Genomic DNA, 26,187 nt, shown 5'->3' with positions numbered 1-26,187 from the left:
GGTTGCTCTTGCGCCCTCCTGCCCTGCTCCCTGCGCCCTCCTGCCCTGCTCCCTGCTGCCCTGGCTCCGGACCCCTCGGGAACGCCGGCCCATATGATCAACTTCTCGGGGCACCGGCCGAGGGCCGCCGCCCGTACATCGAATACAGGGGGATGATCACATGGTCGAACTGTCCACCGGACCGATGACCTGGGTGATGGCCGGCGACAGCATCACCCAGGCCGTCCTGCACACGCACGGCGCCCGCGGGTGGGTGGAGCACGTGCACGAACGCGTCGGCTGGCAGCTCGACCGACTGACCGACATCGTGGTCAACACCGGGGTGTCCGCCTGGCGCGCCACCGACGTCCTCGGCGCGTACGACCATCTCATCGGCCGGTTCGCCCCCGACGTGCTGTCCATCTCGCTGGGCACCAACGACGCCCGCGCCGGGCTCGACGGACTCGCCGAGTTCCACGCGTCGATGCGCGCGATCATCGCCAGGACCGACGGTGCCCAGATCGTGCTGCACACGCCCCTCGTGGTCAGCCGGGCCGGACGCGCCGCCCGCGCCGAACTGCCCGCCTACTGCCAGGCGGTGCGCGAGATCGCCGCGGACACCGGGGCCCTGCTGGTCGACCACGAGGCCTACTGGCTCGCCCACTTCCCCGACAGCGACCCGATCGCCTGGCTCGACGACCCCGCGCACCCCAACGCCGTCGGCCACCGGCACATGGCCGACCTCACGCTCCGCACCCTGGGCCTGGGCGAACTCACCGAGCTGTGACGACCCCGGGCCACCGGGCCACCGGGCGGCCGGTCACGGCCGGTGGGCGAGCAGCCCGACCGTCCCGGCGCGCCGGTTCCAGGCGATGACGGCCAGCGGCACCATGAAGACGAACGGCGTCCCGGCGTTCTCGCCGTGCATCGCGGTGAGCTGGGTGACGAACGCGAACGCCAGGAAGACGATCAGCGCCATGGCGGCCGGCCCGGCCAGGCGGCGGACCAGCAGGCCGACCGCGCCGGCCAGTTCCACCAGCCCGGTCAGGTACATGAACCAGTGGCCCGCACCGATCGCGTCGAAGACCTCCGTCGCGGCGGGCAGTGCGAGCAGCTTCGGGAGCGCGCTGGCCAGGGCGAAGAAGAGGGCGAGCAGCACCCGCAAAGCCAGGACCACACCGGCCATGGCCCTGCCGGACCTCGCGGTGGTCGTCACATCAGGGGCGGTGAGGGTGGTGATGTCGGACATGTCAGGTCTCCCCGGGTAGCGGGCGATGCTTTCCCAGGTTTGACCGCCGCCACCGCCCGAACTCATCGGTCCCGGAAGAACTGTTTCGTCCGCCGCCCCGGCAGCCCGCTCATGCCCCCTGACGACCCCGGCGACGAGGACGACCGGCTCCGTGCGGCGCGCGCCCGGGCCGTGGCGGCGTCGCCGGAGTGCGGGTCAGACGAACGGGAAGTACCGCGTGAAGGCCTGCGGAGTGACGGCGAGGAAGCCGTCGAAGGGCGCGTCCAGCTGCTGGATCAGCAGGATGGTGAACGCGATCAGCCCGGTCAGACCCATCACCATCACCACGTGGGTGGCGCTGCGCTTGATGCCGAACAGGAACATGAACGCCACCGTGAGTGTGCCGCCGATGACCAGCCCGACCCAGAGCACCGTGGAGAGGCTGCTCATCGCCGACGCCTCCCGGCCCCGGCGGGCGTCGTCGAGGGTGGTGAGGACGGCGAGCATCTCCTGCGAGGCGTTCTGCTGCGTGGGCGTGTCGTCCTGCGAGGAGGCCTGACTGACCGTCCGCAGCTGGTTCAGCAGCCCCCAGCCGTCCGGGCCGAGCGGCTCGCGCGCCGCCATCCGCGGCCACTCGGCGTGCACGACCTGGACGGCGTAGGCGGTGGCCGTGGTGCGCAGCGCGTCGCGGCGGTCCGGCGGCAGGAGGTCGGCGAGCAGGTAGGTCTGGTGGAGCGCACCGGCCTCGTCCTGGGAGTGGTTGAGGGCGCCGCTGTGGATCTCCCAGACCGAGACCATCGAGAGGCCGAGCACCAGCGCGTACAGGACGCCGACCATCATCGCGATGTACTCGGCGACGTCCTCGCGCGGCTCGGCGTCCTCGGGGACGGGGAAGAAGCGCCCCTTCAACAGGACGATGGCGGCGGCCACCAGGGCGACGCCCAGGACGACGGCGAGTGTCTGCAACAGGTTCGACACGGTGGTTCCCGGGGTTTCAGCGGCGGAAGCGGGAGAGCGCCGCGACCGCGGCGGCGGCGGGCAGCAGGACGACCAGCAGGACGGAGGCGACCGGCAGGGCGTCCGGCGAGCGCCCACCCGGGCCCGGGGTGCGACCGGACCCGGCGGCGTGGTGCGGGCCGACCGGGGTGGCGGCGGCAGTGGGGGTGGCGACCTCCACCGAGGGGTTGCCGGTGGCCGCGGGCGACGGGGACGGCTCCGGGGAGGGGGCGGGGACGGTCGGAGCGGAGGGCGCGGGGGTCGCCGCGAGCGCCGCAGGCACCGGGACATCGGCGGGCAGGGCGGGCAGGGCGGGCACCGCAGGCACGGCGGGCGGCTCGGGGGGTGGCGCGGGAGCCCGCGCGGGGGCGGGGGCTGGGGCGGGAGCAGGAGCAGGAGCGGGAGCAGGAGCAGGGGCGGGAGCGAGAGCCGCCGGGGCGGCCGGGGCCGGCACCGCGGCTCCGGGCCCGGGCGGCGGCACGGCGGGGGCATCCGCCGGGGCCGGCTCGCCCGGTGGGGTCGTGCCGGGCGGCGGTACGGCCGGCGCCCCCGGCACCGTGGTCCCGCCCGGTGTGGTCCCGGGCGGGAGCACGGGCCCGGGGGCGGTGCCCGGCGGGTTCTCCGGCGGGTTCTCCGGCGGGTTCTGAGGCGGGTTCTCCGGCGGGTACTCCGACGGTCCGGCGGCCAGCGTGACGTCCGTCCCGGCGCGCGCGACCAGCAGCGGCGGCGGCACCGGCTCACCGCGCGGGCCGACCGTGGTGATGCCGTCCGAGCCCGTCACCTCGGCCGCGCTGCGGTACGTTCCGGGCGGCCGCCGGAGCACCGCCGCGCACCGCACCGTCCGGCCGGGCCCGAGCGCCAGCGGCGCCGCCGGGCCGTCGCCGCAGTCGATCCCGTCCGGCACCAGCACGTCACGCAGCCGCAGGTCGTGCAACGGCCGGTCACCCAGGTCGGCCACCGTGTAGCGGAGGTCGGCGGTGCCGGATCCGGGCGCGCCGGGGGCGGCGTCGACCGCCAGGCCGAGCGCGCTGACCACGCCGGTGTAGCCGGACGGGGCGGTGGCCGCCACCTCCCTGTCGGAGTGTCCGGACCGGCCGCGCGCGGTGGCGGTGGTGTCGTGGACACCGGCCTCGGCGGTGAGCCGGAGCGTGCAGACGACGGTGGCGCCGACCGCCAGCGGTCCGGCTTCGGGGCAGGGCACCGGCCGTCCGGCGTCGGTCACCCGGATCCCCCGCAGGCCGGTCTCCCCGGCGTTGGTGAGCCGGTACTCCTTCACCACGGCCGTGCCGCCCCGGACGGCGGGGCCGGGCGGTCCGGTGACGGTCACGGTGTTCACCCGGACGGCGAGCGCCAGCCCGGCGCAGTCCCCGTCCCCGGCAGATGTCGCCGCCAGGCTCGGCAGTGCCAGCAGGAGGAGGAGCAGGAGCCGACCGCCGTGGCCACCCATCCGTGCCCCCTCGGTATCCGACGATCCGCCAACCCGTTCATCCTTGGGTCCGACCATCCTCCGAACCGGTCCGGAACACGCGGCCCCCGTCCGACACGCCGCCCGATTCACCCGGCCGGCGCTGCGGGGCGCCCGGGACCGCTCCGCCCTCGGCCGGCGCGGCCGCCGTCCGCCGCACGCCCGCCCCGCGCCCGCACGCCGCCGTGGACCGGAGGCGAGCGGGAGGGCGCGGTACCCGGCCGGCGAGCGCGGGCCGTCCCGTCGGCTCTGCCCTCGGCGAATCTGCGGCGGGCAGAGAATCGCCCTGCGGGGATCCTCCGGGGGCAAGAGTGGGGTCGACGGCATCCCGCATCGACAAGGAGATCCCGATGACTCCCCTCACCACGGCCCCGCCCCGCGCGGACGAGGGCTCCCGGCCGCCCACCCGCTTCGACGACCACCTCGCGGCCCAACTGCTCGCCCAGCGGATCGTCCTCCTCGGCACGGAGGTCGACGACGTGTCGGCCAACCGGGTCTGCGCCCAGCTGCTGCTGCTGTCGGCGGAGGACCCGCGCACCGACATCTGCCTCTACATCAACAGCCCCGGCGGCTCGGTCACCGCGGGCCTCGCCATCTACGACACCATGCGGCTCATCCCGAACGACGTCTCCACCCTGGCGATGGGGTTCGCCGCCAGCATGGGCCAGTTCCTGCTCACCGTCGGGACGTCCGGCAAGCGGTTCGCGCTGCCGAACGCGCGGATCATGATGCACCAGCCCTCGGCGGGCATCGGCGGCACCGCCGCGGACATCGAGATCCAGGCGGAGAACCTCCAGTTCACCAAGAAGGCCATCGAGCGGATCATCGCCGAGCACACCGGGCAGAGCGAGGAGACGATCACCCGGGACGGCGACCGGGACCGCTGGTTCACGGCCGAACAGGCCCGGGAGTACGGGATGGTGGACCGGGTCCTGGAGTCGCTCGCCGACGTCCGCCCGGCCTCCTCGCGGCCGCGGATGGGGCTCTGACATGGGGTCGTACACGGTTCCCTACGTCATCGAGCGCACCGCACAGGGCGAGCGGTCCTACGACGTCTTCAGCCGGCTGCTGAACGAGCGGATCATCTTCCTCGGCACCGAGATCGACGACGGCTTCGCCAACGTCGTCATCGCCCAGCTCCTGCACCTGGAGTCGGAGAACCCGGAGCGCGAGATCTCGCTCTACCTCAACTCGCCGGGCGGGTCCTTCACTTCACTGATGGCGATCTACGACACGATGACCTTCGTGCAGGCGCCGATCTCCACGTTCTGTGTCGGACAGGCCGCGTCGACGGCGGCGGTGCTGCTGGCCGGCGGAGACCCCGGACGGCGGTTCGTGCTCCAGCACGCACGGGTCCTGCTCGGCCAGCCGGCCAGCGGCGGCCGGCAGGGGACCGTCTCCGACCTCAGCCTCGCGGCCAAGGAGATGGTCCGCATCCGCTCCCAGGTCGAGGAGGTCCTCGCCCGGCACACCCGTCACGACGTGGCGACGCTGCGGGCGGACATGGACCGGGACAAGGTGCTCAGCGCCGAGGAGGCCGTCTCCTACGGCCTCGCCGACGAGGTGCTGAGCCGGCGGAACGTGCTCGTCTGACCCCGCCCGGGGCCGTGGGCGCGGGCCGGTCGGACGGCGAGCGCACGGCGGCCGGCCCGGCGGCGTGTGCCGCCGGGCCGGTCCGCGCGACGCGCGGTCGCGGTCAGGCCGCGAGGCAGAGACCGTCGTGGCGCGACGGGGACGACACCCGCCCCCGGCCCACCGAGCCGTGACCCACCGAGCCGTGCGCCACCCGGCCGCGCCCGCCCCGGGCCAGCTCGTCCTGGGCCAGCGAGAGCAGGTCGGCGAGGCCGAGGCCCAGGGAGCGGGCGGCGGCCGCGAGCACCTCGGAGGAGGCTTCCTTCCGTCCGCGCTCCAGCTCCGACAGGTACGGCACCGAGATCCGGGCCGCCTCCGCGACGTCCTTCAACGTCCGCTCCTGGGCCAGCCGCTCGCGCCGCAGCGCGTCGCCGACGAGGTCGCGCCACAGGGGTTCCCGGGGCGCGGGGGTCGGGGGGACCCCCGCCGGCCGCTGCGGGGGGCGGGCGGCCGCACCGGGGCCGGGTGAGACCGGCGGGCGCAGCGGGATGACGCGGGCTTCGTTCGGCGTAGGAGTGCTCACACCTTCAGCCTAGGGATCCCGGGCGCCGTGGGAAGGGCACGGCGTTCTGCCCTGGGTGAAGCCGCGGGGAACCGCGACCGGGCCGCGGCTCCCGCCCGTTGTCCGGGGCGTGTTCGATCGGCCGTCGACCGCTGAGGCGCCGCGCCGGCGTGGCGGGCCGCCCCGGCGCCGGACCCGCCGGCGGGTCAGCTCCTCGGGGGTGCGTCCGGCCCGCGGTGGCGGCCGGCCCGGCTCCGGGCCGGGGCCGCGTCAGTCGACGACGACGACCATCTTCCCCAGGGCCTGCCCCGCCTCCATCACCCGATGGGCCTCGACGATCTCGCCGAAGCTGAAGACCCGGGTCGGGCGGGCCTTCAGGACGCCCGCCTCGACCTCGGCGCAGATCGCCTCCAGGGGCACGTCGGCGAGCGGGAACGCCGGTGTGCCCAGGACGAAGGCACTGCCGAAGAAGCTGAGCCCGACCGCACCGGGCAGGTCGGCCATCGGGTCGAAGTCGGCCACCGGTGCGAAACCGCCGAGGAAGCCGACCTGGCAGACCCGGCCCCGCGGGCGGACCGCGGCCAGCGAATCGCGCAGCACGCTGTTGCCGACGATGTCGAGCAGGGCGTCGACGACGAGGCCCCGGCGGCCGACCTCCGCGGCCAGGTTTCCGTCGTCGATGAGCACGTCGACGGCCCCGAGGTCCTTGAGCAGGGGCCCGTGATCCGGGTTGCGCGTGGTGGCCAGCACGTCGGCGCCGTGCCGGACGGCGAGGTTGACGGCGGCCTGCCCGAGCGAGGAGGTCGCGCCCCGGACCAGCAGCGTCTCCCCCGGCCGGAGGGCGAGGTTGCCGTGCAGGGCGCTGTGGGCCGTGGCGTACACCTCGGGCACGGCGGCCAGATCGGCCCAGGAGAGCCCGGACTCCACGGCCACCACATGGGTGGCCGGGACGGTCACCAGCTCGGCGTAGCTGCCGTTGCGGGTCCGCCCCATCCCGCCGAGGATCGCCACCACCCGGGTGCCGACGGGGAGTTCGCCCGAGGGGTCGGCCTCGACGAGGCCGGCGCACTCGATCCCGGGGACGGCCGCCACCGGGCCCCAGGCCCCGCTGCGCATGTACGCCTCGGCGTGGTTGAGACCGAACGCCTTGACCCGGACGAGGACCTCGCCGTCGGCGGGTACCGGGTCGGGCAGTTCGGTGACGGCGAGCACCTCGGGGCCGCCGTGGGCGGAGATGACGATGGCCTTCATGTCCGAACCTCATTCTTGAGTAGTCATTCAACTATGGGGCCGAAAAAGAGGGCCACCGCGTACGGTGGCCCGGGAACGCCGCGCCCGTCAGGAGAGCGCGACGAAGGCGCTGTCGACGACGGCCCGCAGGACCGCCGCGTCGGGGTTGGCCTTGCCGACGACCATCAGCCCCTGGCAGGTCGCCACCAGCAGCTTGGCGCTGCCGGCCGCGTCGAGCGAGCTCCTGACCTCGCCCCGGCGGACGGCGTTCTCCAGGGCGTGGGTCATGCAGCGCTCCAGGCGCGCCAGGTGGCCGCGCACGACGGCCGCCGCCTCGTCGTCCTCCGCGGCCTTCTCGATGGCGGTGTTGACCAGGAGGCAGCCCTGCCGCCCCTCGGGGCTGAGCAGGTCGCGGATCAGCCCGTCGAAGTAGCCGCGCACCTGCGCCACGGAGGCGCCCGGCGCCTCCAGCTCCCCGAGCTTCTGCGGGACGACCAGCTTCGAATAGCGCTCCAGGGACTTCACGAAGAGCGCGTGCTTGCCCCCGGGGAACGCGCTGTAGATGCTGCCGGGCTTGACCCCGGTCGCCTTCACCAGATCCTCGATGGAGGTCGCCCGGTAGCCGCGCTCCCAGAACCGCCGCATCGCCTGGTCGAGGACGGCGTCGGGGTCGAACTCACGTGGCCTGGGCATGGGGAAAACATACCTGAGCGCTCATTCAAGAACAAGCCCCGCACCACCCGCCGCGCGCGGTGGTCCCGCGGCGCGGCGAGGCCGAACCCGGCAATTCCGTGGTTCCCGACAAACCGTCACCTATCTTGTCAGCGCAGGGCAGTGCCCGGGGCAGCAGCGGGCGAACCGTCGTCGGTCCGCCTCGCGAGGACGCCCGGCGCAGCCCTCGTCCACGTCGTCTCGGCTCGCGGCCACGGTGCCCGGTTCCGGCTCGACCGCAGACGCGGGACCTCCCGCGAGACGTCGCTCCCGATCCGCAAGGAGGCAGTACACCGTGCAGAGAACCACACGTCTCGCCCTGGCCGTCGCGACCGCGCTCGCGACGGCCGTCGCCGGTGCCCCGGCCGTCGCCGCCTCGACCCCCGAGGCCGACCCGCACACCCGAGGCGGCCACCACGCCGTCTTCGTCCAGACCGACGACCCGGCGGGCAACCGGATCATCGCCTACCGGCGCGCGGACGACGGCCGGCTCACCCCGGCGGGCAGCTACGACACCCAGGGGCTCGGCGGCGTGCTGGACGGGTCGGTCGCCGACCACCTCGCCTCGCAGGGGTCCCTCACCTACGACCCGGAGCACGCCCTGCTGTACGCCGTGAACGCCGGGAGCGACACCGTCTCGGTCTTCTCCGTGGACGGCGACCGCCTCGCGCTGCGGCAGGTGGTCGGCTCCGGCGGACGCTTCCCGGTGAGCGTCGCCGTGCACGACGACGCGGTGTTCGTGCTCAACGCCCTGGACGGCGGCTCGGTCCAGGGCTACACCGTCCACGACGGCCGCCTGCACGAGCGGGCCGACTGGAACCGCTGCCTGGGGCTCGACCCGAACGCCGCGCCCCAGTTCACCAACACCCCCGGCCAGGTGGGCTTCACCGGCGAGGGCGACCAGTTGGTGGTCACCACCAAGGCCAACGGCAGCAACCTGCTGGTGTTCGGCCTCGACCGTTCCGGCACCCCGGCCGACTCCCCCGTGGTGACGCACCTGCCCGGCGCCGTGCCCTTCGCCTTCGTCCCCCACGGCCGGCACGGCCTCCAGCTGGCCGAGGCGGGCACCAACGCCGTGGCCACCTTCGCCGTCCACCCGGACGGCACCGCCTCGCAGCAGGCCTTCGCGGCCACCGGCCAGTCGGCGACCTGCTGGATCGTCGCCGTCCGCGACCTGCTGTACGCCTCGAACGCGGGCAGCTCGACCCTCAGCGGCTTCCGGACGGCCGACCACGGGCGGCAGTTGACCGCGCTGGGCAACACGCCCACCCACCCCGGCACCGTCGACGCGGCGGTGTCCTCGGACGGGCGCTACCTCTACGCCCAGACGGGGGTCGACGGCGTCGTGGACGAGTTCGCGATCGACCCCGACGGCTCGCTCACCGCGCTGGGCTCGCAGACCGTGCCCCAGGGGGTCGGCGGCGAGGGCATCGTCGCCTTCTGACGGGCGCGCCGGCAGCTCCCGGAACGCCTGTGCTCCGCCGCCCGGGCGGGCGGCGGAGCACAGGGCTGTCGGGCGGGACCGGACGCGGGATCAGAAGGTGAGGTTCCAGGCGTCGATCGTGCCGGTGTCGCCGGAGGCGCCGTCCTTGACCCGGAGCTTCCAGGTGCCGTTCGCCGCGCTCGCGGAGGCGTTCACGGTGTACGTCTTGGCGACGTTGTCGGCACTGTCGCCGTTCGCGAAGTCCTCCAGCAGGTAGACCGTGCCGTTCGGGGCGACCAGGGAGATCACCAGGTCACCGCGGTAGGTGTGCTTGATGTCCACGCCGACCTTGAGGGCGGCGGGGGCGTTGCCGGTCACGCCGGTGACGGCTATCGGGCTGTCCACCGTGGCGTTGTCGGCGATCGCCGCGTCGGTCAGGTTCTCGAAGTACGTGCCGGTCGGCGGCGTGGTGGTGCCGCCGACCGCCTTCAGCGCGTCGACCTGGCCGTCGCCGAAGAAGGCGTTGTTCGCGGTGGTGCCGGTGCAGCGGCCGTCCGAGCCGGGGCAGGCCACGTCGTTGGCCTGGGTGGCGAGGCGGGCCCGGATGCCGGCCGGGGTGAGCGTCGGGTCGGCACTGGCGATCAGCGCGGCCACGCCGGTGACGTGCGGGGAGGCCATCGAGGTGCCGCTCTTGGTCCCGTACTTGCCGCCGGGCAGGGTCGAGTAGACGCCGTTGGCGCCGTCGCCGCCGGGGGCCGCGACGTCGATGACGCCCCTGCCGAAGTTGGAGTAGGAGGCCTTGGCGCTGCCGCTGCCCACGGCGGCGACGGTGACCACGCCGGGGAGCTCGGTCGGGATGTCCAGGCAGGCGTTGCTGATGGTCCGGGTGACCGGCGTCGAGTCGTTCGGGCTCTCGCTGTCGGTCGTCTTGTTGGCCAGGTCGTAGTCGGAGTTGCCGGCCGCGGCGACCTGGAGCGAGCCCTTGCCCTCGGCGTACTCCTGGGCGCGCTTGACGCCCTCGATGATGGCCGCCTGGTCGACGTTGTCCGGGCAGTTGAACTGCCACGGGTCGGTGTAGTAGCTGTTGTTGGTCACCTTGAAGCCGTGGTCACCGGCCCAGACGAAGCCGCAGACGGTGTTCTCGGCGTAGAAGAGGGTGCTGGTCGGTTCGGCTATCCGGACCGAGGCTATCTTCACGCCCGGGGCGACGCCGACGACGCCCTTGCCGTTCTTGGCCGCCGCTATGGTGCCCGCGACGTGGGTGCCGTGGGTGTCGACGTCCCGCCAGGCGCCGGTGCGGGTGTCCGCCTTGCCGTAGGCGCAGGAGGCCGAGTCGGCGGCGTCGAAGTTCGGCGCGAGGTCCTGGTGCTGGTCGTCCACCCCGGTGTCGAGGACGCCGACCTTGACGGTGGCGGAGCCGGTGCTGACGGCCCACGCCTGGTCGGCCTTGATCTGGGTCATGTCCCAGCGGTTCGACTCGGTGAGGGTGGTGGCCGCCTGGGCCGGGTTGGCGGGAAGCGCGGGGTTGTAGGCGTCGGCCGGCACGTCGGAGGTGCGGGTCGCGCCGACCTGCTGGACACCGGCGGCGCCGCGCACCGCGGTCGCGAAACCGGCCGAGGTGGAGTGGGCCACGATCACGCCGATCGCGTCGTAGCTCGCGAAGACCGTGCCGCCGTTGGCGGTGACGGCGCTCCTGGCGGCCGCGGTGTCGGCGGGTGCGCTGATCACCAGGTAGGCGCGCGTCCCGGCGGCCCAGCCGGCGGCGACCTGCGGGGCGGTGGCGGCGGCGGGCGCCGCGGCGGCGGTCGGCACACCGGCGGCGGCGGGCACCCCGGCGGCCGTGGGGGCGGCGGCCGCGAGGGGGGCGGCGGTGGCCGTCACGCCGGGGACGGCGAGCGCCAGGGCCGAGAGGACGGCGAGCGCGGCGGCCGGGCGACCGAGCCGCCGGGATATCAGGGGTGACACGTGTGTCCTCCGATCGGCCCGTGCGTGAGGGGTTCGCACGGAGTTTGAACGCAACATGCCAGATCAGTGAGCACTTGGGGAAGGCTTTACGCGTGACGGCTTGTCACAAGCGTGTCAACTTTTGATGTCGCCCCGGGGCCGCCGCCCGCGCCCGCGTCGCCCGGCGCCCCCGCCGCCGGGCTCGTTCGTGCACGAGCCCGACTCCCCCCGCCCCCGCGGCCGTTCACCCCCGGAGCCGCGCGGTCACCACCTCCAGCACCGCGTCCCGCTGTTCGGCCAAGTAGAAGTGGCCGCCCGGGAACACCTCCAGCTCGAAGGCGCCGGTGGTGTGGCGGGCCCAGCCGCCGGCCTCGTCCAGCGAGACCCGCGGGTCCGCGTCCCCGGTCAGCGCGGTCACCGGCGGCGACACCACCGCGTCCGGCGCGCACCGGTACGTCTCGATCGCGGTGTAGTCGCTGCGCAGCGCCGGCAGGATGACGGCCCGCAGCTCCGGGTCGGCGAGGACCCGTGCGTCGGTGCCGCCGAGCTCGGACACCTCCGCGAGCAGCTCGTCGTCCGGGAGCCGGTACACCGCCGACTCCCGGGGCCGGGAGGGCGCGCGGCTGCCGGAGACGAACAGGTGGGCCGGGCCGGCCGCGCCGTCCGCTTCGAAGCGGCGCGCCACCTCGAAGCAGACGGCCGCGCCCATGCTGTGCCCGAAGAAGGTCAGCGGCAGGTCGGTCCAGGGCAGCAGCGCCTCGTACACCCGGTCGGCGAGACCGGTGACGGAGTCGATCCCGGGCTCGCCGAAGCGGTCCTGCCGGCCGGGGTACTGGACGGCGAGCACGTCGGCGTACGGCGCGAGGGCGGTCGCGTAGTCGAGGAAGTAGCTCGCCGACCCGCCCGCGTGCGGGAAGCAGACGACCCGGGCGGGCGCCGTGTCGTGGGAGTGGAACCGGCGGAACCACGGGCTCTCGGTGGCGGTACTGCGGGCCATGCGGGACGACCTCCCTGAAGACGGGTCAGCTGCTGCGCTACCTCCCCAGTGTCCCCTGCCGCCCCGCCGCGCACCACGGGCCACCCGGCACCCGCGACCGGCCCGTCGCCGCGGCGCAGCCGCGCTACCGGGCCGGCTCGGCCGGGCCGAAGCGGACGGCCTCCGCGCGTTCCCGGGAGACCCGGTCCAGCAGCAGCACCGAGGCGGCCTCCGGGGTGGGCGTGCCGGCCGCGCCCGCGGCGTGCCGGGTGAAGGCGGCCAGCAGCCGGTCGAGGCCCCGGCGGTGGCGGGCGAAGGCCCGGCGCGGGGCCCAGCGCCCGCGCTCCCGCTGACCGGCGAGCGCGGTGACGGCGCCGACGTCCAGCAGGACGAGGTGCAGTTCACGGCCCTGACGGGCGGCGACGCCGGACAGCCAGCGGCGCATCCAGGCCCGGCTGCCGCAGTCGTGCACCAGCAGCGGACCGCCCCGGCGGACGGAGGCGCGCAGCAGGCGGAAGTGCTCGATCCGGGCCCACGGCCGGTAGACCGCGTACGGCAGGGCGGCCGGCATCACCGCCGCGCAGGCCTCGTGCACGGCCCGGGGGTCGACGGTGGCGGCCGCCCCGCTCCGGTCCGACCAGCGGCGCAGCAGGGTGCTCTTGCCGCTGCCGGGGAGTCCGGAGACCACCACGACCGCGCCCGGCGGATAGCGGACGGTGAAGGACTCACCGTCCGCGCCCCTGAGATCGACCAGGCCCCGCGGTTCCATCGCTGTCTGCGCCCCCTGCCGTACCGCGGTCCGCCCGCCCGGCGTGGTCGGCCTGTCCATGGTGCTCACTCATCCCCGTCGGTGCCCGACCTGGAACGATAACAACACCGACCGCCCTCCGGACCGCACGGTCCCCGGCCCGGCCCCCCGGCCGCTCCCCCGACCCGCTCCCCCGGCCCGGCCGCCGGACGGCGGGGTGATGTGATGGACTGTCAGATCGGACGCGGGTATCGGGAGTCGGGAGACGGCGCGTGACGAGGACGCGGACGGCGGGGACGGCGGGGCCGGCGGCGGGCACCGGGAGGGCCACGCACACCGGGCTCGTCCTCGACGGGCTGGCCCGCGATCCGGCCCGGGTCGCGCTGCGGTACGGCGAGTCGTCGCTGACGGCGCAGGAGTGCCTGGACGACGTGCACCGGTTCGCCCACGCGCTGGCCGCCACCGGTCTCGCGCGCGGCGACGGCGTCACCGTGCTGGCCGGGAACCGGCCGGAGGCGGTGCTGGTGCGCCTGGCGGCGAACCTGATCGGCTGCCGGGTCGCGATGCTGCCCACCGACCGGTCGGTGGCGGACCAGGTCGCGATGGCCGAGGAGGCGCGGACCGCCGCCTTCGTCTTCGCCCCGGAGCGGTTCACCGCGGCCGCGCGCCAGCTCGCCGGGGCGCTCCCCGCCGCGCTGCCGCTGGCCCTCGGCCCCACCCCGGTCGGGGCGGACCTCACCGCCCTGGCCGCGCCGCTCCCGCCCGTCCCGCCGGCACCCCGCTGGCGGCCGGACGACGTGATGGCGATCCGGTTCACCGGCGGCTCGACCGGCCGGCCGAAGGGGGTGCTGCGCCGCTTCGCCCGGCCGCCCCGGCCGGAGCTGGTGGCGGCGTCCACCTTCCTGCTCTGCACGGCCCTGTGCCACGGCGGCGGCACCACGGCCGACCTGGCCCTCGCGGCGGGCGGCACGGTGGTGCTCCAGGACGGCTTCGAGGCCGAGGCGGTCCTGGCGGCCGTCGAGCGGTACCGGGTGTCACGGGTGTACCTGCCGCCGCACCTGCTCTACCGGGTGCTCGACCACCCCGCACTCGCCCGGACCGACACCGGCAGCCTGCGCCGGGTGACGTACACCGGGTCCCCGGCCGCCCCGGAACGGCTGGCGGAGGCGACCCGCCGGATCGGCCGGGTGCTGCACCAGACGTACAGCCTGACGGAGTGCGGGCCGGTCACCCGGCTCACCCCGGACGAGCACCTCGATCCGAGGCTGCTGACCACCGCCGGGCGGCCGCTCCCGGACACCGAGGTCCGGATCGTGGACGAGGCGGGCGCGCCACTGCCGGCCGGCCGGACCGGGGAGATCTGCGTGCGGACGCCGACGGTGATGTCCGGCTACTGGCGTGATCCGGCGCTGACGGCCCGGGTGCTGCGCGGCGGCTGGCTGCACACCGGGGACCTGGGCAGCCTGGACGCGGCCGGGTACCTGACGGTGGCCGGGCGGCTGGGGCCGATGGCGATCGTGGACGCGCACAACGTCTTCCCGCGCGATGTCGAGCGGCCGCTGCTGGCGCATCCGGCGGTGCGGGAGGCGGTGATGTTCGCGACCACCGGCCCGGACCGGCTGGAGCGGGTGCACGCCGCGGTCACCACCCGGCCCGGGGCGGGGGTGACGGCGCGGCAGCTGCACCGGTGGGCGCGGGAGCGCGGCGGTCCGCACGGTGATCCGTCGACGATCCTGGTGCTGCCGGAGCTGCCGCTGAGCGCGACCGGGAAGCCGGACTTCGACGCCCTGCGGACCCTGCTGGCGCAGGCGGGACCGGAGGAGGGACGGGAGGCCCCGGGGGCGGACGACGGGGTGACGGGCGGCGGGGCCGCGGGCGGCTGACGGGGTCGCGGGGGCGGGGTCACGGGCGGCGAGGCCGCGGGGGGCTGACGGGGGCGCGCAAAGGCTCCGGGGGCGCGTGGCGAGGAACACCGCGCGCCGCCGACGCTTCGAGTGCCCGCGCGTGCTCCCGGTGCTGCGGCGGATGTCCCACGGAACCGCCCGTGGACACTCGATCCTACGGCGCGTCCTGCCGATATCCCCGGCACAACTCCCGTCGCACCGCCCACCGGAGGCATCTGCCGTGACCTGGCTCCGCGTCCTCACCGCGCTCGGCATCCTCGCCGTGGCGGCCAGCGCCGTACTCGTCTTCGCGCTCTGCACCGCCGCCGCCCGGGGCGACCGCGGCAGGCGCGGCGAGCCGGAGCGGGACCTCCGCTCCGAGGCCGAGCGCAGCGGGCTGATCCGACGCATCGGCGACGACGGCTGACCTCGCCTCGCCACTTCCAAACCCCTTGCCCGGCAGACCAGTTGGCAGGACCCTCAAGCCATGGGCGCGCGCGGCGCCGCGGCAGGGGGGCCGAGCGATGGGGTGGGACGCGTACTTCTGGATCTCGGCCGGGCTGACGCTCGCGGCCTGGCTCGTCGGCCTGGGTGGCGCGATCGCGAGGGACCACGCGGTCGAGCGGGCGGTCCGCCTCGACCGGCAACTGCCGCTGCTCGACGTGGCCTTCCTGGCCGGCGGCCCCGGCCGGGTGGTGGACACCGCCCTGGTCGCCCTGGAGGGCGGGGGACGGCTGGTGGTCTCCCGGGCGGGGCAGGTCACCCTGACCGGCACCGGCACCACCGCCGACGACCCGGTCGAGCAGGCCGTGATCGACGCCACCGGCCCGCTGCGGCGCGCGGAACTCGCCACCCTGCGGGCCGAGGTCGCCCGGAGCGCCGCCGTCCAGAGCATCGGCGACCGACTGGAGGCGGATCGGCTGCTGATCAGCCGCAAGCTGCGGCGCCGCTACGCCCGCAGCCGGCTGGTGCTGCTGGCCGCACCGCTCGGCCCGCTCCCGGTGGCGGCCGTAGCGGGCGCGGTCGTCCTCCTCGACGGCTCCGCGCACCGGCCGAACTGGCCGGGCATGCTGATCGTGACGGGGGCCGCGGTGCAGATGACGGTGATCGTCCGACTGGTCGACCCCGGAGGCGACCGGGTACCGCGCTGGGTGCGCCACAAGCTCCGCGAGATCGGCGCCTCGACCAGCCGCTCGACCCAGTTCAACCGCGAGTACGTCGTTCCGGAGGTCCTGTTGGCCACGGGCCTGACGGTGCTGGGCGCGGTCGCGGTCAACGGGGTGCTGTCGGTGAAGGACGAGGCGCTGCAGACGGCCCTGGTGGCCGCTGCCGCCCAGCAGGCGGCCGTGCCGGGCCAGATGGCGTCCGGCACCGGCCGGCAGGGCGGCGACGGCGGGGCCGGTGTCGGCGGATGGTGCGGCGCCTCCGGCGGCGACGCGGGCTCGGGGCACGGGTGCGGGGCGTCCGCCTGCGGCGGGTCCTCGGGGTGCGGCGGCTCCTCCGGCTGCGGGGGGAGCGGCTGCGGAGGCTGTGGCGGCTGCGGGGGCGGCATCTGACGTCGCGTCGAGCGGCCGGAAGCGGGTAGCGGGTAGCGGGTAGCTGCTTCGGGCCCACCCGTAGCGGGCACGCTATCGACGCCAGGACACAAGGTGTCCTAGGGTGAACGATGTGTCCTCGCCCGTCGCTCCCGGCGGGCGGCACGGCGGCCACGCCTGCCCAACGGCCGCGCCGTGCCCGGGCGTTCCCCTACGAAGGAGAAGCACAGCCGATGGCAGAGACCCTCACGGCCACCAAGGCGGAGCTGGTGGACCTCGCCCACCGCAGAATGCAGAGCGCCATCCCCGACAACGGCTGGACCACCCGGCAGAAGCTCGCGCTCACCTGCCGGATCCTGTTCGACGCCGGACACGACTCCGGCCTGGCCGGCCAGATCACCGCCCGCGCCGAGGAACCCGGCACCTACTACACCCAGCGGCTCGGCCTGGGCTTCGACGAGATCACCGAGTCCAACCTGCTGCTGGTGGACGAGGACCTCAACGTCCTGGCGGGCGAGGGGATGGCCAACCCCGCCAACCGCTTCCACAGCTGGGTCTACCGGGCCCGCCCGGACGTCGAGTGCATCATCCACACCCACCCGCTGCACATCTCCGCGCTGTCGATGCTGGAGAAGCCGCTGATCGTCTCGCACATGGACCTCTGCCCGCTCTACGACGACTGCGCGTTCCTGGAGAAGTGGCCCGGCATCCCGGTCGGCAACGAGGAGGGCGAGATCATCACGGCCGCGCTCGGCGACAAGCGCGCCCTGCTCCTCGCCCACCACGGACAGCTGGTGGCCACCGGCACCGTCGAGGAGTCCTGCGTCCTCGCGGTGCTGTTCGAGCGGGCCGCCCGGCTCCAGCTGCTGGCCTCGGCCGCCGGACGGATCCAGTTGATCCCCGAGCTGCTGGCCCGCGAGGCGCACGACTGGATCTCCACCCCCAAGCGCGGCCAGGCGTCCTTCGCCTACTACGCCCGCCGCGCCCTGCGGGCCGGCCACGGCGACGCGCTCGACTCCCTCGCCCCGGAAGGCGGTCGCTGACATGGCCGGTCCGACCCTGGAAGGGATCATCGCCTACCCGGTGACCCCGTTCTCCCCCACCGACGGCGGTCTCGACACCGCACGCCTGGGCACCCTGATCGACCGGCTGGTCGAGGCCGGCTGCCACGCCGTCGCCCCGCTCGGCTCGACCGGGGAGAGCGCCTACCTCGACGACCAGGAGTGGTTCACCGCCGCCGAGGCCTCGGTGGCGGCGGTGGCCGGGCGGGTGCCCACCGTGGTGGGCATCGCGGACCTCACCACCCGCAAGGCCGTCCGCCGGGCCCGGTTCGCCGAACAGGTCGGCGCCGACGCCGTGATGGTCCTGCCGCTGTCGTACTGGAAGCTGGACGAACGCGAGATCGTCCGCCACTTCACCGAGGTCGCGGGCGCCGTCTCCGTCCCCGTGATGATCTACAACAACCCGGCCACCAGCGGCGTCGACCTCTCCCCCGAGCTGATGGTCTCGCTGGTCGAACGGGTCGAGAACATCACCATGGTGAAGGAGAGCAGCGGCGACGTGCAGCGGATGCACCGGCTCAGCCAGCTCACCGGCGGCGAGCTGCCGTTCTTCAACGGCAGCAACCCGCTGGCCCTGGAGGCGTTCGCCGCCGGCGCCGCCGGCTGGTGCACCGCCGCGCCCTGCCTGATACCCGAGGCGGTGCTCGAACTCCACCGGGCGGTGCGGGTCGGCGACCTGGACGCCGCCCGGCGGTCCTTCTACCGCCAGCTGCCGCTCCTGCAGTTCATCCTGCGGGGCGGCCTGCCCACCACCGTGAAGGCCGGCCTGGCCCTGCGCGGGCTGGACGTCGGCGTGCCACGCCAGCCGCTGCTACCGCTGGACGACGAACGCACCAGCCACCTCAGCGAGTTGCTCGCCGCACTGGACTGACGACGCGTCAGGGCAGGCTGGGCACCCGGTCCGACGGGCCGGCCGGGTCGTCGTGGATCACCACGAGGATCGCGGCCGGCTCCGGACCGGTGCTCCGGCAGCGGTGCGGCAGCGACGAGTTGAAGTAGACGCTGTCCCCCGGGGCGAGCCGGACCGTCCGCTCGGGGAACTCCAGCTCGACCGCCCCGGCATGGACGAAGAAGAACTCCTCACCCGCGTGCGACTTGAAGGGCGAGTCGCCCAGCTCCAGCGGCGGGTACATCATGAACGGCACCATCCGCTTGCCGCTGAGACCGGTCGCGATGCCCTCGTAGTGCGGGGCGCCGGGGCCCGTGCCGTCGGCCATCGGCGTCCGCTCGCCGGCCCGGACCACCGTGATCAGCTCGGGCTCCACGTCCTCCGCGAACAGGCGGCCGACGTCGACCTTCAGCGCGTGTGCCAGCTTGAGCGCGGTCGAGATGGAGGGGTCGCTGAGCCCCCGCTCCACCTTGGAGAGGTAGCTCTTGGTCACCCCGACCTGGGCCGCCAGCGCCTCCAGGCTCAGCCGGTTCTGCTTTCTCAGCACTCTCACGCGGCTGCTCATGCGGTACCTCTCGCCCCGGAACGTCCGGTCCAGTATCCCATCGCGCCCGGCCCGCCGCCCCGGGGCCGGGCGTCGGGGGCGGCCGGGCGGCGGGTGCGGCCGGGCGGACGCGTCAGTGGCCCGCGATGTCGTCCGGGCGGACGGCGATGTGGTCGGTGCCCAGGTCCACCGCGACCCGGTGCTCCATCCCCAGCGCCTCCAGGAACTTGACCGGCAGCTGCACCCGGCCGGTCCGGTCCAGCATCACGTACTCGGTCTCGTTCACCGACTCCTCGCCGTACTCGTCGGTCACCGTCCGCCGCAGCACCTCACTGCTGGTACGGCCGTCCCGGATCGCGACCGTACGGCGCACCTCACCGGCGACCATCGGGTCGTGGGTGACGATGACGACGGTGGCACCCAGCTCGCGGTTGACGGTGCGGAAGGTCTCGAAGATCCCCGCCGCGGTCTCGGAGTCGAGCTCACCGGTCGGCTCGTCGGCGAGCAGGACGGGCGGGTTGTTGGCCATGCCGACGGCGATCGCCACCCGCTGCTGCTGGCCGCCGGAGAGCTCACCCGGGCGCCGGTGCGCGAGGTCGCCCAGGTCCATCGCCTCCAGGAGCTCGGCGACCCGGGCCGCCTGCTGCCGGGAGCGGGCCGCGCCGCCGCCGCGGCCCCGCAGCTGCATCGGCAGCGCGATGTTCTCGGCCGCGGTGAGGAACGGCAGCAGGTTGCGGGCGGTCTGCTGCCAGATGAACCCCACCACCTCGCGCCGGTAGCGCAGCCGCTCCCGCGCCGACATCTCCAGCAGGTCGCAGCCCGCCACGGTGGCCGTCCCCGCGGTCGGCACGTCCAGCCCCGCCAGGATCGTCAGCAGCGTCGACTTCCCGCTGCCCGACGCGCCCACCAGGGCCACCAGGTCGCCCTGACGGATCGTCAGCTCAAGGCCCTGGAGCGCCTGCACCTCCACGCCCTCGGCGCTGAAGATCCGCACCAGGCGCTCGCAGACGATCGCCGCGTCCCCCGCGACCACCCGCGGCGCCGAGGCCGCCAGCGCCCGCTCCCGCAACTCGTCGAGCGTCGGGCCCTCGACGACCGCCCCGCCCTCGGACACACTGCTCACCACTGATCTCCTGTCGCCGCTGCGCCTGGGTGCGCTCCTGGTCGCGATTGCCACGCGTTGGTCCCCCTGCCGAACGCCCGGCCGGGGGCCCCGCCACCGCCGGACGCCCCGCCGCCGAACGCCCCGCCGCCGGCCGGTGGCCGCGCGGGCCGGGTGCCGGTCATCGCTGGTCCCCCGCCCGCAGTTCGGTGCTGATCTGGCGCCGGCCGGAGATCAGCGCCTCGGCCAGCACACCCGCGGTGACCAGCGCCGCCAGACCGAGGACCTGGAACAGCACCGGCAGCAGCGCCGGCCGCAGCCCGGTCGGAACCGGTGCGCCGACCAACGCGGACAGGTCGATCGCCGGACCGAGCAGGGCGACCGCGATCCACGCCACCGCGCCGCCGCCGACGGCCGCGACCAGGGTCTGCGGCAGCGTCTCGGCCACGATCAACGCCAGCCCCTGCCGGGGCCGCAGCCCCATGGTGCGCAGCCGTGCCAGCACGGCCGCCCGTTCCGGAGCCGCCCGGAGCAGCGTCAGCAGGACGGCGAGCAGCGCGAACCCGGCAGCACCGATCACCGCCGCCCAGAACAGCCGGGCCGCCGAGTGCTGCAACGGGTCGTTCGCCAGCTCGGCGGAGCGGGCGGCACTGGTGCGGACCAGGTACCCGGTCGGCACCGCGTCGACGTCCGACTCGGCCGGTGCCTGGGCCGCCGGGGCGGCCCCGGACGGCGAAGGCGCGGCGGTCGGCCCGGGCGTCGACGCCGAGGCCGAGGCCGACACCGCGGCGCCCTCCGGGGAGCCGTCGCGCAGCCCCACCGGTGCCAGCTCGCGCATCAGCCCCTTCAGCTGCCGCTCGTCGATGTCGCCGGTGGCGAACCACAGGTTGGCACGCTTGAGTTCGGGAAAGCGCGCGGTCGAGGGGCCGGCCGGGAGCACCACGAAGCGTCGGGTGGAGCTCTCCAGTGCCGGGGTGCCGTCGAGGGTACCGGCCGATTTGGCGAGCAGCTCCCACCCGTTGGGCATCCGCAGCCGGTAGCCCCCGTCACCGATCCTCCGCGCGAGTTCGGTGCTGAACAGGGCCGGTACGGGGGTGTCGATCCCGCCGTCGTCACCCGCGAGGACGGCCGGGTCGAAGGCGCCGCGACCGACGGACCGGGACAGCTCGGCGTACGTCCGCGGGTCCACGACCAGGGTGCTGACCCGGATCGGCCCGGCGTCGCTGCCCAGCAGGAACACGTCGTTGTCCCACCACACGGCGGTGGCCGTCCGCACCCCGGGCAGCGCGCCGGCCGCCGTGAGGAAGCCGGGCGGGAGCACGGCGCCGGTCGGTGCCCCGACGACCGCGTCGCCACCGACCGCGCTCCGGACGGCCTGCGCCCGGCCACGGTCGACGGCGTCCAGCACGGTGGCGCCGAAGCCGGCCGTCGTGACCGCCAGCATCAGCGCGAACACCGGCAGCACCGACGGACGCGGCCGGCCGCCCGATCCCCGCGCGGCCCGCGCCAGGCCCAGGAAGCCGACCACCCCCGAACCCCGGCCCGCCGCCCGCGCCAACAGGCCCACCAGCACGGGCTGCACCCGGGCCAGCACCAGCCCACCCGTCAGCGCCAACAGCAACGGCGCCGCCACCAGCAACGGGTCCAGCCCGTCGCCGGGCGGCACCACACCCCGGCGCCGGACCTCCAGCACCGCCGCGACCGTCACCGCCCCGACCACCAGCTCACCCACCAGCCGGCGCCAGCCACCCGGCGCACGCCGCGCCGACCACAGCAGCGCCGCCCGGACCGGCAGACCCAGCGCCGCGAGCAGCAGCACCACCAGCGCCGCGACCATCGATCCCCACCACCGGGGGGTCGGCAGCCACCACCACACCAGTCCGGTCGCCACCACCGCGGCCGGCACCACGGTCACCGCGCCCTCGCCGAGCAACCGCCGCACCACCCCGCCCCGCGAACCGCCGCGGGCCTGCAGCAGCGCCAGCTCACCGTGCCGCCGGTCCCCGGCCAGCCCCGCCGCCAGGCAGAGCACCACCACGGCCACCCCGGCCAGCCCGGCCGGACCGACCGCCGCCAACGGCGCCGCCGCGTCCCGGCGCGCCACCGCCTGCCCGAACAGCTCGGGCAGCTCCGAGCCGACCCGCAGGTCCTCGCGGCCGGTCAGCGCGGTGAGTCGCAGCGCCGTGGAGCCGGCGAGGTAGGAGGAGATCTCCTCCTTGGTCCGGTCCAGCTGGTCGGCGCGCAGGGCGGCGGTGTCGACCGGCAGCCGCCAGAAGTCCGTCGCGCCGCCGCCCCACGGGGCGATCCGGTCCGTCGCGTCGGGGGAGACCACACCGCCGGTGCGCCATCTGACCTTGGCGGTGGCCTCCCGACAGGCCCGCTCGGGGCACGGCAGGCCCACCCAGTACGGGTCGTCGGGGTCGTTGGCCACGTAGACGCCGACCACATCGGCCCGGACCGGCTCGCCGGTGAGCGAGGATCCGGCGTCGACGAGGTCGCCGAGGTGCATGCCGATGGTGTCGGCGGCGGCCTTGCTGATCGCGATCGGCACCGGGCCGTCGCCACCGCCGGCGCCGGGCCACTGGCCGGCCACCAGGGTGACCCGGTCGGTGAGGCCGTGCAGCGAGACCAGGTCGAGCTGGGGCGGCACCTCGTCGGGGCGTGCGTACCCGGTGTTGAGCATCGGGCGCGACTTGTTGCTGCGCGTTCCGTAGACCGGGCCGCTCGCCGCGAACCGGAAGGTCTCGTTCGGGTAGGAGGCGAGCTTCGCCGCCACCCTGTCCAGGTCGGCGGCGTCGTACTGGTGGCGCCCGGTGGCCAGCAGGCTGGTCCAGGACGGGCCTCGGTCGTGCAGGAACTCGCGCAGCGCGTCGTCGGTGCCCCGGTCGACGGCGCGCGGGAAGGCGGCGGCCAGCAGGACGGTGACGAAGGCCAGCGCGGCCATCAGCGCGGCGGCCAGCGGCGCCGTCCGCAGCCTGGTCCGCACCCAGGGCGCGGGGCGGTGCTCCGGCCTCGGCGCGGGGCGAGGGGTACCGGTGTCGGCCGGGGTGGTCACATCTCCTCCACGTACCGCAGCCGGGCGGCCACGTCTCGACGGCGGCGGCGCCCACTCAGGGAGGCCGACAGCAGGGCAACGGCCGTGATCGCGGCCGCGAGCAGCAGGGCCGGGCCCAACGGCAGGTCGACCAGCACCTCGGGCACCGGCCGGTGGGCGGACGGGGTGAGCACCACCAGCGGCACCACCAGGTGGACGGTCAGGGCGCCCAGGGCCAGCCCGACCAGGCTGCCCAGCGCGACCAGCACGCCCTGCTCGGCGGCGACCGTCCGGCTCAGCCGGCGCCGCGGGGTGCCGAGCGCGAGCAGCACGGTGAACTCCCCCGCGCGTTCGCGGGCCGAGGCCGCCGCCGCCGCGGCGAAGCCGATCGCCGCCAGCACGGCGCTGACCAGGGCGATCGCGGCGAGCGCGTTCTGCGGCGCGGCACCGACCGGGTCCGCGAGCAGCTCAGCCGCCACCTCGTCGCGGACCACCAGCTGCTGCCCCCCCGGTTCGGCGCGCAGCTTCGCGGCCGCCGCCGCCGGCACCCCGTCCCCCGGCCCGGTGGCGGGCAGCCACCACTCGGAGACGGCCGGCAGCTGCCGGCCGCCCGCGCCGATCTGCCGCGCGACGGTGGCCAGGTCGACGACGACCGCCCGGTCCCCGACCACCGGCAGCGACTCGACCACGCCCGTCACCTCGACCTGAAGCGTGACGCTCGCGAACGGCACCTGGACGAGGTCGCCGACCGCCGCTCCCACCGCGGTCAGATAGGCGCGGGTGGCGACCCCGGAGATCCCCTTCGGAGCCGGGGCGCCGGCGGGGGCGACGATGGCCTCCGCGCTGTTCCTGCCGCCGTGCCCCTTCTCGTAGTGGAGCTTGAGCAGCTGCCGCTCGCCCTCGCCCTCCGCCACCGGTAGGACCGCGGAGGAGGACAGCTCGTCGTCCGAGGCGGCGACGGTGGTCCAGGCGAGGCCGGCCGGGGCGGCGACGGGGGTGGCCGGTCCGGTGGCGCTGTCGGCGAGGCCGATCCGCCCGACGGTCAGCGTGCCGCTGAGCGGGACGACGCGGTCCGAGCCGAACACCACGACCAGCCCGGCCATCGTGAGCGGCGCGGCGGCGGAGCCGACCGGCGCGCCGGTCAGCGCCGAGAGGTCGGCGGTGGCCACCGCGCCGCCCTGCTCGGGGACCCCGGCCAGCGGGGCCCGGAAAGTGGCGCCGAACCGGTCGCGCAGCATCAGCCAGACCTCGGGGCGCGCGTCTGCCTGGGCGGCCGGCACATTGGTGAGCTCGACGTCGATGCGCCGGGGGCTGCCCGGCAGCGGGAGCCCGGCCTGCGCCCCGGTCGGGGCCGGCCCGGCCAGCGGCGCGAACACCTCCCGGGCGCTCTGCCCGCCCAGCAGGTCCGCCCGCACCGGCACCCGGTCCGCGAACCCGGCGGCGTCCAGCGCCAGCAGCTGACCCGCCGCACCGCCCGGCAGCGAACTCTCCTGCCGGACCACGGGAATCAGCCGCTCACCGCCCGGCAGCGCCCCGTACCGGCCGCCCTGCCCCATCGACGCCGTCGCCGACCCGAAGATCCGCAGACCGCCCGCCGACACGAAGTCCGCCTGGTCCCGCTGCGATCCCGACCAGCTGGCATGCTGACCCAGCGCCAGCACCCCCGTCGACACCGCCAGCACCAGCAGCAGCACCGGCCCCGCGGCGCGCCCGGGCCGGCGTGCCAGCTGCCACCCCGCCAGGGCCGGCGCCAGGCCCCGGCCCCGCGCCGCCAGCCTGCCGCCCAGCCGGGCGGCGAACGGCAGCAGCCGCAGCACCAGCAGGGTGCCGGCGCACAGCAGCAGCGTCGGAGCCGCCACCAGCACCGGGTCCAGGCCCAGCTTGCCGTCGGAATCCGCCGACAGCCCGCCGCTGTAACGCGCCAGCTGGAAGTAGGCCAGCACCGCCAGCGCCACCACCGCGAGGTCGGCACCCGAGCGCACCGCGCCCGCCACCAGCGCCTGCCGGCGCCCCGCCCGGCGCAGCACCGCGCCACCCGCGCCGCGGAACACCGCCGGAGCCGCCGTCAGCACCACACAGGCCAGCGCGCACACACCCGCGACCGGCCACAAGGTCCAGCTCAGACCGGTGTCCAACGGCACCCGGGACAACGCGCCGAACCGAGTCAGCGCCCGCAGCAGCACCGGGACCAGCAACGGCGCCAGCACCGCCGCCGGCAGCGCCAGCAGCACCGACTCCGCCGCCGAGAACGCGCCCAGCCGCACACCCGAGGCACCGCGCGCCGCGAGCAGGGCGTTCTCCCCCACCTGCCGGGCCGCCATCAGGTGCACCACCAGCAGGAGCACCGCGGCGGCGAGCACCACCAGTTGCAGCGCGCCGATCAGCAGGGTGGACCGGGCGACCAGCGCGCTGGAGTCCAGTTCCTGGAGGAACAGCGGCAGTTCGGTCGAGACCTGGAGGCCGGCCGAGGTGCCGAGCTCCGCGGCGAGGCCCGCGGCACGGTTCCAGACGGCGGCGGCCTCGGCGGCGCGGACGGTGGAGAAGTCGGCGCCGAGCAGCCAGCTCCGGCCGTTCTGCGGAACGCCGGCGGCGGTGAAGGCGCTGTCGTCGACCAGCAGCGGCCCGTAGGTGGTGAAGCCGCCGACCAGGATCTCGCGGCCGCCCACCGGGTCCAACCGCCAGTACGGGTCGGCGAGATCGGTGGCGCGGTAGACGCCCGTGAGCCGGACGGTGAGCGGCGCGCCGCTCAGGCGGTCGTCCAGCCGGACCTCGGCGGGCAGCGCCCCGGCGCTCAGGCCCAGCCTCGCGAGCGCCGCCTGTGGCACGGCCGCCTGGACCGGCCCGGCCCCGGCCGCCGCCGGCCACGCGCCCGCCACCAGGGTGACCCGGTCGTGGTCGAGCGTGGCGAGCAGGGTGAGATCGGTCTGCTTCGCGGCGGCCTGGCCGGCGGCGGGAGCGGTGGCGGTGGCGGCGGCCGGAAGGCCGTAGGAGCGGCTGCGGGTCAGGCTCTCGTGGTGCACGGGCAGTCCGCCGAAGAGCCGGCCGGCGTAGCCGGCGACCGCCGCGTCGTCGGCGGCCCGCTTGTCCTGGCCGTGCTCGGCCTTGACCAGAACGGTGGTCCGGGCGGCCTGGCCGGGTGCCTGAAGCGCCTGCCGCAGCCCCGCCTCCCCCACGGTGCGGTTGAAGGCCACCAGCGCGGTGAGCACCGCCGTGGTGATCAGCACCGTGAGCAGGACGGCGCCGGCCAACGGCAACCGCCCGCGCAGACGGCGCACGACGAAGCCGAGCATCCTGTTGCCTCCCCC

22 protein-coding genes are annotated in these 26,187 nt (G+C 75.4%); 9 read left to right on the top strand and 13 right to left on the bottom strand.

Translation table 11 applies throughout. From position 1 onward, the window contains the following. The first annotated feature begins 160 nt into the window (after positions 1 to 160). The gene (locus ABZ495_RS10420; protein WP_359804560.1) at positions 161 to 766 is read left to right on the top strand and encodes a GDSL-type esterase/lipase family protein; all 606 of its coding nucleotides are present in this window, start codon (positions 161 to 163) and stop codon (positions 764 to 766) included. 33 nt (positions 767 to 799) lie between these two features. Here ABZ495_RS10420 and ABZ495_RS10415 read toward each other — a convergent pair whose 3' ends face one another. From ABZ495_RS10415 to ABZ495_RS10405, 3 genes are all read right to left on the bottom strand, one after another. Beyond that, positions 800 to 1,228 (bottom strand): DoxX family protein, encoded by a 429-nt coding sequence (locus ABZ495_RS10415; protein ID WP_359835269.1) that lies wholly within the window; start codon positions 1,226 to 1,228, stop codon positions 800 to 802. 195 nt (positions 1,229 to 1,423) lie between these two features. Further along, complete coding sequence (locus ABZ495_RS10410) at positions 1,424 to 2,185, bottom strand: hypothetical protein (RefSeq protein WP_359804558.1); 762 nt, start codon at positions 2,183 to 2,185, stop codon at positions 1,424 to 1,426. A gap of 16 nt (positions 2,186 to 2,201) precedes the next feature. Beyond that, on the bottom strand, positions 2,202 to 3,650 hold the full coding sequence (locus tag ABZ495_RS10405) for a hypothetical protein (protein ID WP_359835268.1): 1,449 nt from the start codon (positions 3,648 to 3,650) through the stop codon (positions 2,202 to 2,204). Positions 3,651 to 4,018: 368 nt separating this feature from the next. Here ABZ495_RS10405 and ABZ495_RS10400 point away from each other — a divergent pair, with 368 nt between their 5' ends. Together ABZ495_RS10400 and ABZ495_RS10395 are read left to right on the top strand one after the other, a co-directional pair. Beyond that, positions 4,019 to 4,657 (top strand): ATP-dependent Clp protease proteolytic subunit, encoded by a 639-nt coding sequence (locus tag ABZ495_RS10400; RefSeq protein ID WP_359835266.1) that lies wholly within the window; start codon positions 4,019 to 4,021, stop codon positions 4,655 to 4,657. Between the two features lies 1 nt (position 4,658). Beyond that, entirely contained in the window at positions 4,659 to 5,261 is a 603-nt protein-coding gene (locus ABZ495_RS10395) for an ATP-dependent Clp protease proteolytic subunit (RefSeq protein ID WP_359835264.1), read from the top strand. A 103-nt stretch (positions 5,262 to 5,364) separates the two neighbouring features. Here the strand turns inward: ABZ495_RS10395 and ABZ495_RS10390 are convergent, their stop codons facing one another. The 3 genes from ABZ495_RS10390 to ABZ495_RS10380 form a co-directional block, all read right to left on the bottom strand. Beyond that, positions 5,365 to 5,823: a helix-turn-helix domain-containing protein gene (locus ABZ495_RS10390; protein ID WP_359835263.1), complete on the bottom strand. Its 459-nt coding sequence runs from the start codon at positions 5,821 to 5,823 to the stop codon at positions 5,365 to 5,367. A 249-nt stretch (positions 5,824 to 6,072) separates the two neighbouring features. Beyond that, on the bottom strand, positions 6,073 to 7,053 hold the full coding sequence (locus ABZ495_RS10385; RefSeq protein ID WP_359835261.1) for a zinc-binding dehydrogenase: 981 nt from the start codon (positions 7,051 to 7,053) through the stop codon (positions 6,073 to 6,075). An 87-nt stretch (positions 7,054 to 7,140) separates the two neighbouring features. Next, positions 7,141 to 7,725, bottom strand: coding sequence for a helix-turn-helix domain-containing protein (locus ABZ495_RS10380; protein WP_359835259.1), 585 nt, complete (start codon positions 7,723 to 7,725; stop codon positions 7,141 to 7,143). Positions 7,726 to 8,038: 313 nt separating this feature from the next. On the opposite strand from ABZ495_RS10380, the gene ABZ495_RS10375 reads away from it, so the two are divergent. Then, positions 8,039 to 9,187: a beta-propeller fold lactonase family protein gene (locus ABZ495_RS10375; RefSeq protein WP_359835257.1), complete on the top strand. Its 1,149-nt coding sequence runs from the start codon at positions 8,039 to 8,041 to the stop codon at positions 9,185 to 9,187. Between the two features lie 90 nt (positions 9,188 to 9,277). On the opposite strand, the gene ABZ495_RS10370 is transcribed toward ABZ495_RS10375, so the two are convergent. The 3 genes from ABZ495_RS10370 to ABZ495_RS10360 all read right to left on the bottom strand — a co-directional run bounded on the left by ABZ495_RS10370 (position 9,278) and on the right by ABZ495_RS10360 (position 12,915). After that, complete coding sequence (locus ABZ495_RS10370) at positions 9,278 to 11,131, bottom strand: S8 family serine peptidase (RefSeq protein ID WP_359835255.1); 1,854 nt, start codon at positions 11,129 to 11,131, stop codon at positions 9,278 to 9,280. A 223-nt stretch (positions 11,132 to 11,354) separates the two neighbouring features. After that, positions 11,355 to 12,107, bottom strand: a complete 753-nt coding sequence (locus tag ABZ495_RS10365) for an alpha/beta fold hydrolase (protein ID WP_359804551.1) — start codon at positions 12,105 to 12,107, stop codon at positions 11,355 to 11,357. A 124-nt stretch (positions 12,108 to 12,231) separates the two neighbouring features. Next, positions 12,232 to 12,915 carry an AAA family ATPase gene (locus tag ABZ495_RS10360; protein WP_359804550.1) on the bottom strand — a complete coding sequence of 228 codons (684 nt, stop codon included), beginning with the start codon at positions 12,913 to 12,915 and terminating at the stop codon, positions 12,232 to 12,234. 191 nt (positions 12,916 to 13,106) lie between these two features. Here ABZ495_RS10360 and ABZ495_RS10355 point away from each other — a divergent pair, with 191 nt between their 5' ends. From ABZ495_RS10355 to ABZ495_RS10335, 5 genes are all read left to right on the top strand, one after another. Beyond that, complete coding sequence (locus ABZ495_RS10355) at positions 13,107 to 14,717, top strand: AMP-binding protein (RefSeq protein WP_359835253.1); 1,611 nt, start codon at positions 13,107 to 13,109, stop codon at positions 14,715 to 14,717. A gap of 241 nt (positions 14,718 to 14,958) precedes the next feature. After that, entirely contained in the window at positions 14,959 to 15,144 is a 186-nt protein-coding gene (locus tag ABZ495_RS10350; RefSeq protein WP_359804548.1) for a hypothetical protein, read from the top strand. Between the two features lie 97 nt (positions 15,145 to 15,241). Further along, positions 15,242 to 16,273, top strand: a complete 1,032-nt coding sequence (locus ABZ495_RS10345) for a TIGR04222 domain-containing membrane protein (protein WP_359835251.1) — start codon at positions 15,242 to 15,244, stop codon at positions 16,271 to 16,273. A 212-nt stretch (positions 16,274 to 16,485) separates the two neighbouring features. Continuing rightward, complete coding sequence (locus ABZ495_RS10340) at positions 16,486 to 17,295, top strand: aldolase (protein ID WP_359804546.1); 810 nt, start codon at positions 16,486 to 16,488, stop codon at positions 17,293 to 17,295. A 1-nt stretch (position 17,296) separates the two neighbouring features. Beyond that, positions 17,297 to 18,184: a dihydrodipicolinate synthase family protein gene (locus ABZ495_RS10335; protein WP_359804545.1), complete on the top strand. Its 888-nt coding sequence runs from the start codon at positions 17,297 to 17,299 to the stop codon at positions 18,182 to 18,184. A 7-nt stretch (positions 18,185 to 18,191) separates the two neighbouring features. Here the strand turns inward: ABZ495_RS10335 and ABZ495_RS10330 are convergent, their stop codons facing one another. The 4 genes from ABZ495_RS10330 to ABZ495_RS10315 all read right to left on the bottom strand — a co-directional run bounded on the left by ABZ495_RS10330 (position 18,192) and on the right by ABZ495_RS10315 (position 26,172). After that, positions 18,192 to 18,755 (bottom strand): XRE family transcriptional regulator, encoded by a 564-nt coding sequence (locus ABZ495_RS10330; RefSeq protein ID WP_359804544.1) that lies wholly within the window; start codon positions 18,753 to 18,755, stop codon positions 18,192 to 18,194. A gap of 124 nt (positions 18,756 to 18,879) precedes the next feature. Beyond that, positions 18,880 to 19,815 carry an ABC transporter ATP-binding protein gene (locus ABZ495_RS10325; protein ID WP_359804611.1) on the bottom strand — a complete coding sequence of 312 codons (936 nt, stop codon included), beginning with the start codon at positions 19,813 to 19,815 and terminating at the stop codon, positions 18,880 to 18,882. A 214-nt stretch (positions 19,816 to 20,029) separates the two neighbouring features. Further along, entirely contained in the window at positions 20,030 to 22,903 is a 2,874-nt protein-coding gene (locus ABZ495_RS10320; RefSeq protein ID WP_359835249.1) for a hypothetical protein, read from the bottom strand. Then, positions 22,900 to 26,172: an FtsX-like permease family protein gene (locus tag ABZ495_RS10315; protein WP_359835247.1), complete on the bottom strand. Its 3,273-nt coding sequence runs from the start codon at positions 26,170 to 26,172 to the stop codon at positions 22,900 to 22,902. The genes ABZ495_RS10320 and ABZ495_RS10315 overlap by 4 nt, the downstream gene beginning before the upstream one ends. Between the last annotated feature and the right edge of the window lie 15 nt (positions 26,173 to 26,187).

Origin of the sequence: Kitasatospora sp. NPDC005748, from assembly GCF_040630735.1 — a bacterium.
Lineage (GTDB): Bacteria > Actinomycetota > Actinomycetes > Streptomycetales > Streptomycetaceae > Kitasatospora.
Note: the sequence above shows the minus strand (reverse complement) of the source record. Positions and strands in the feature narration are given on the sequence as shown.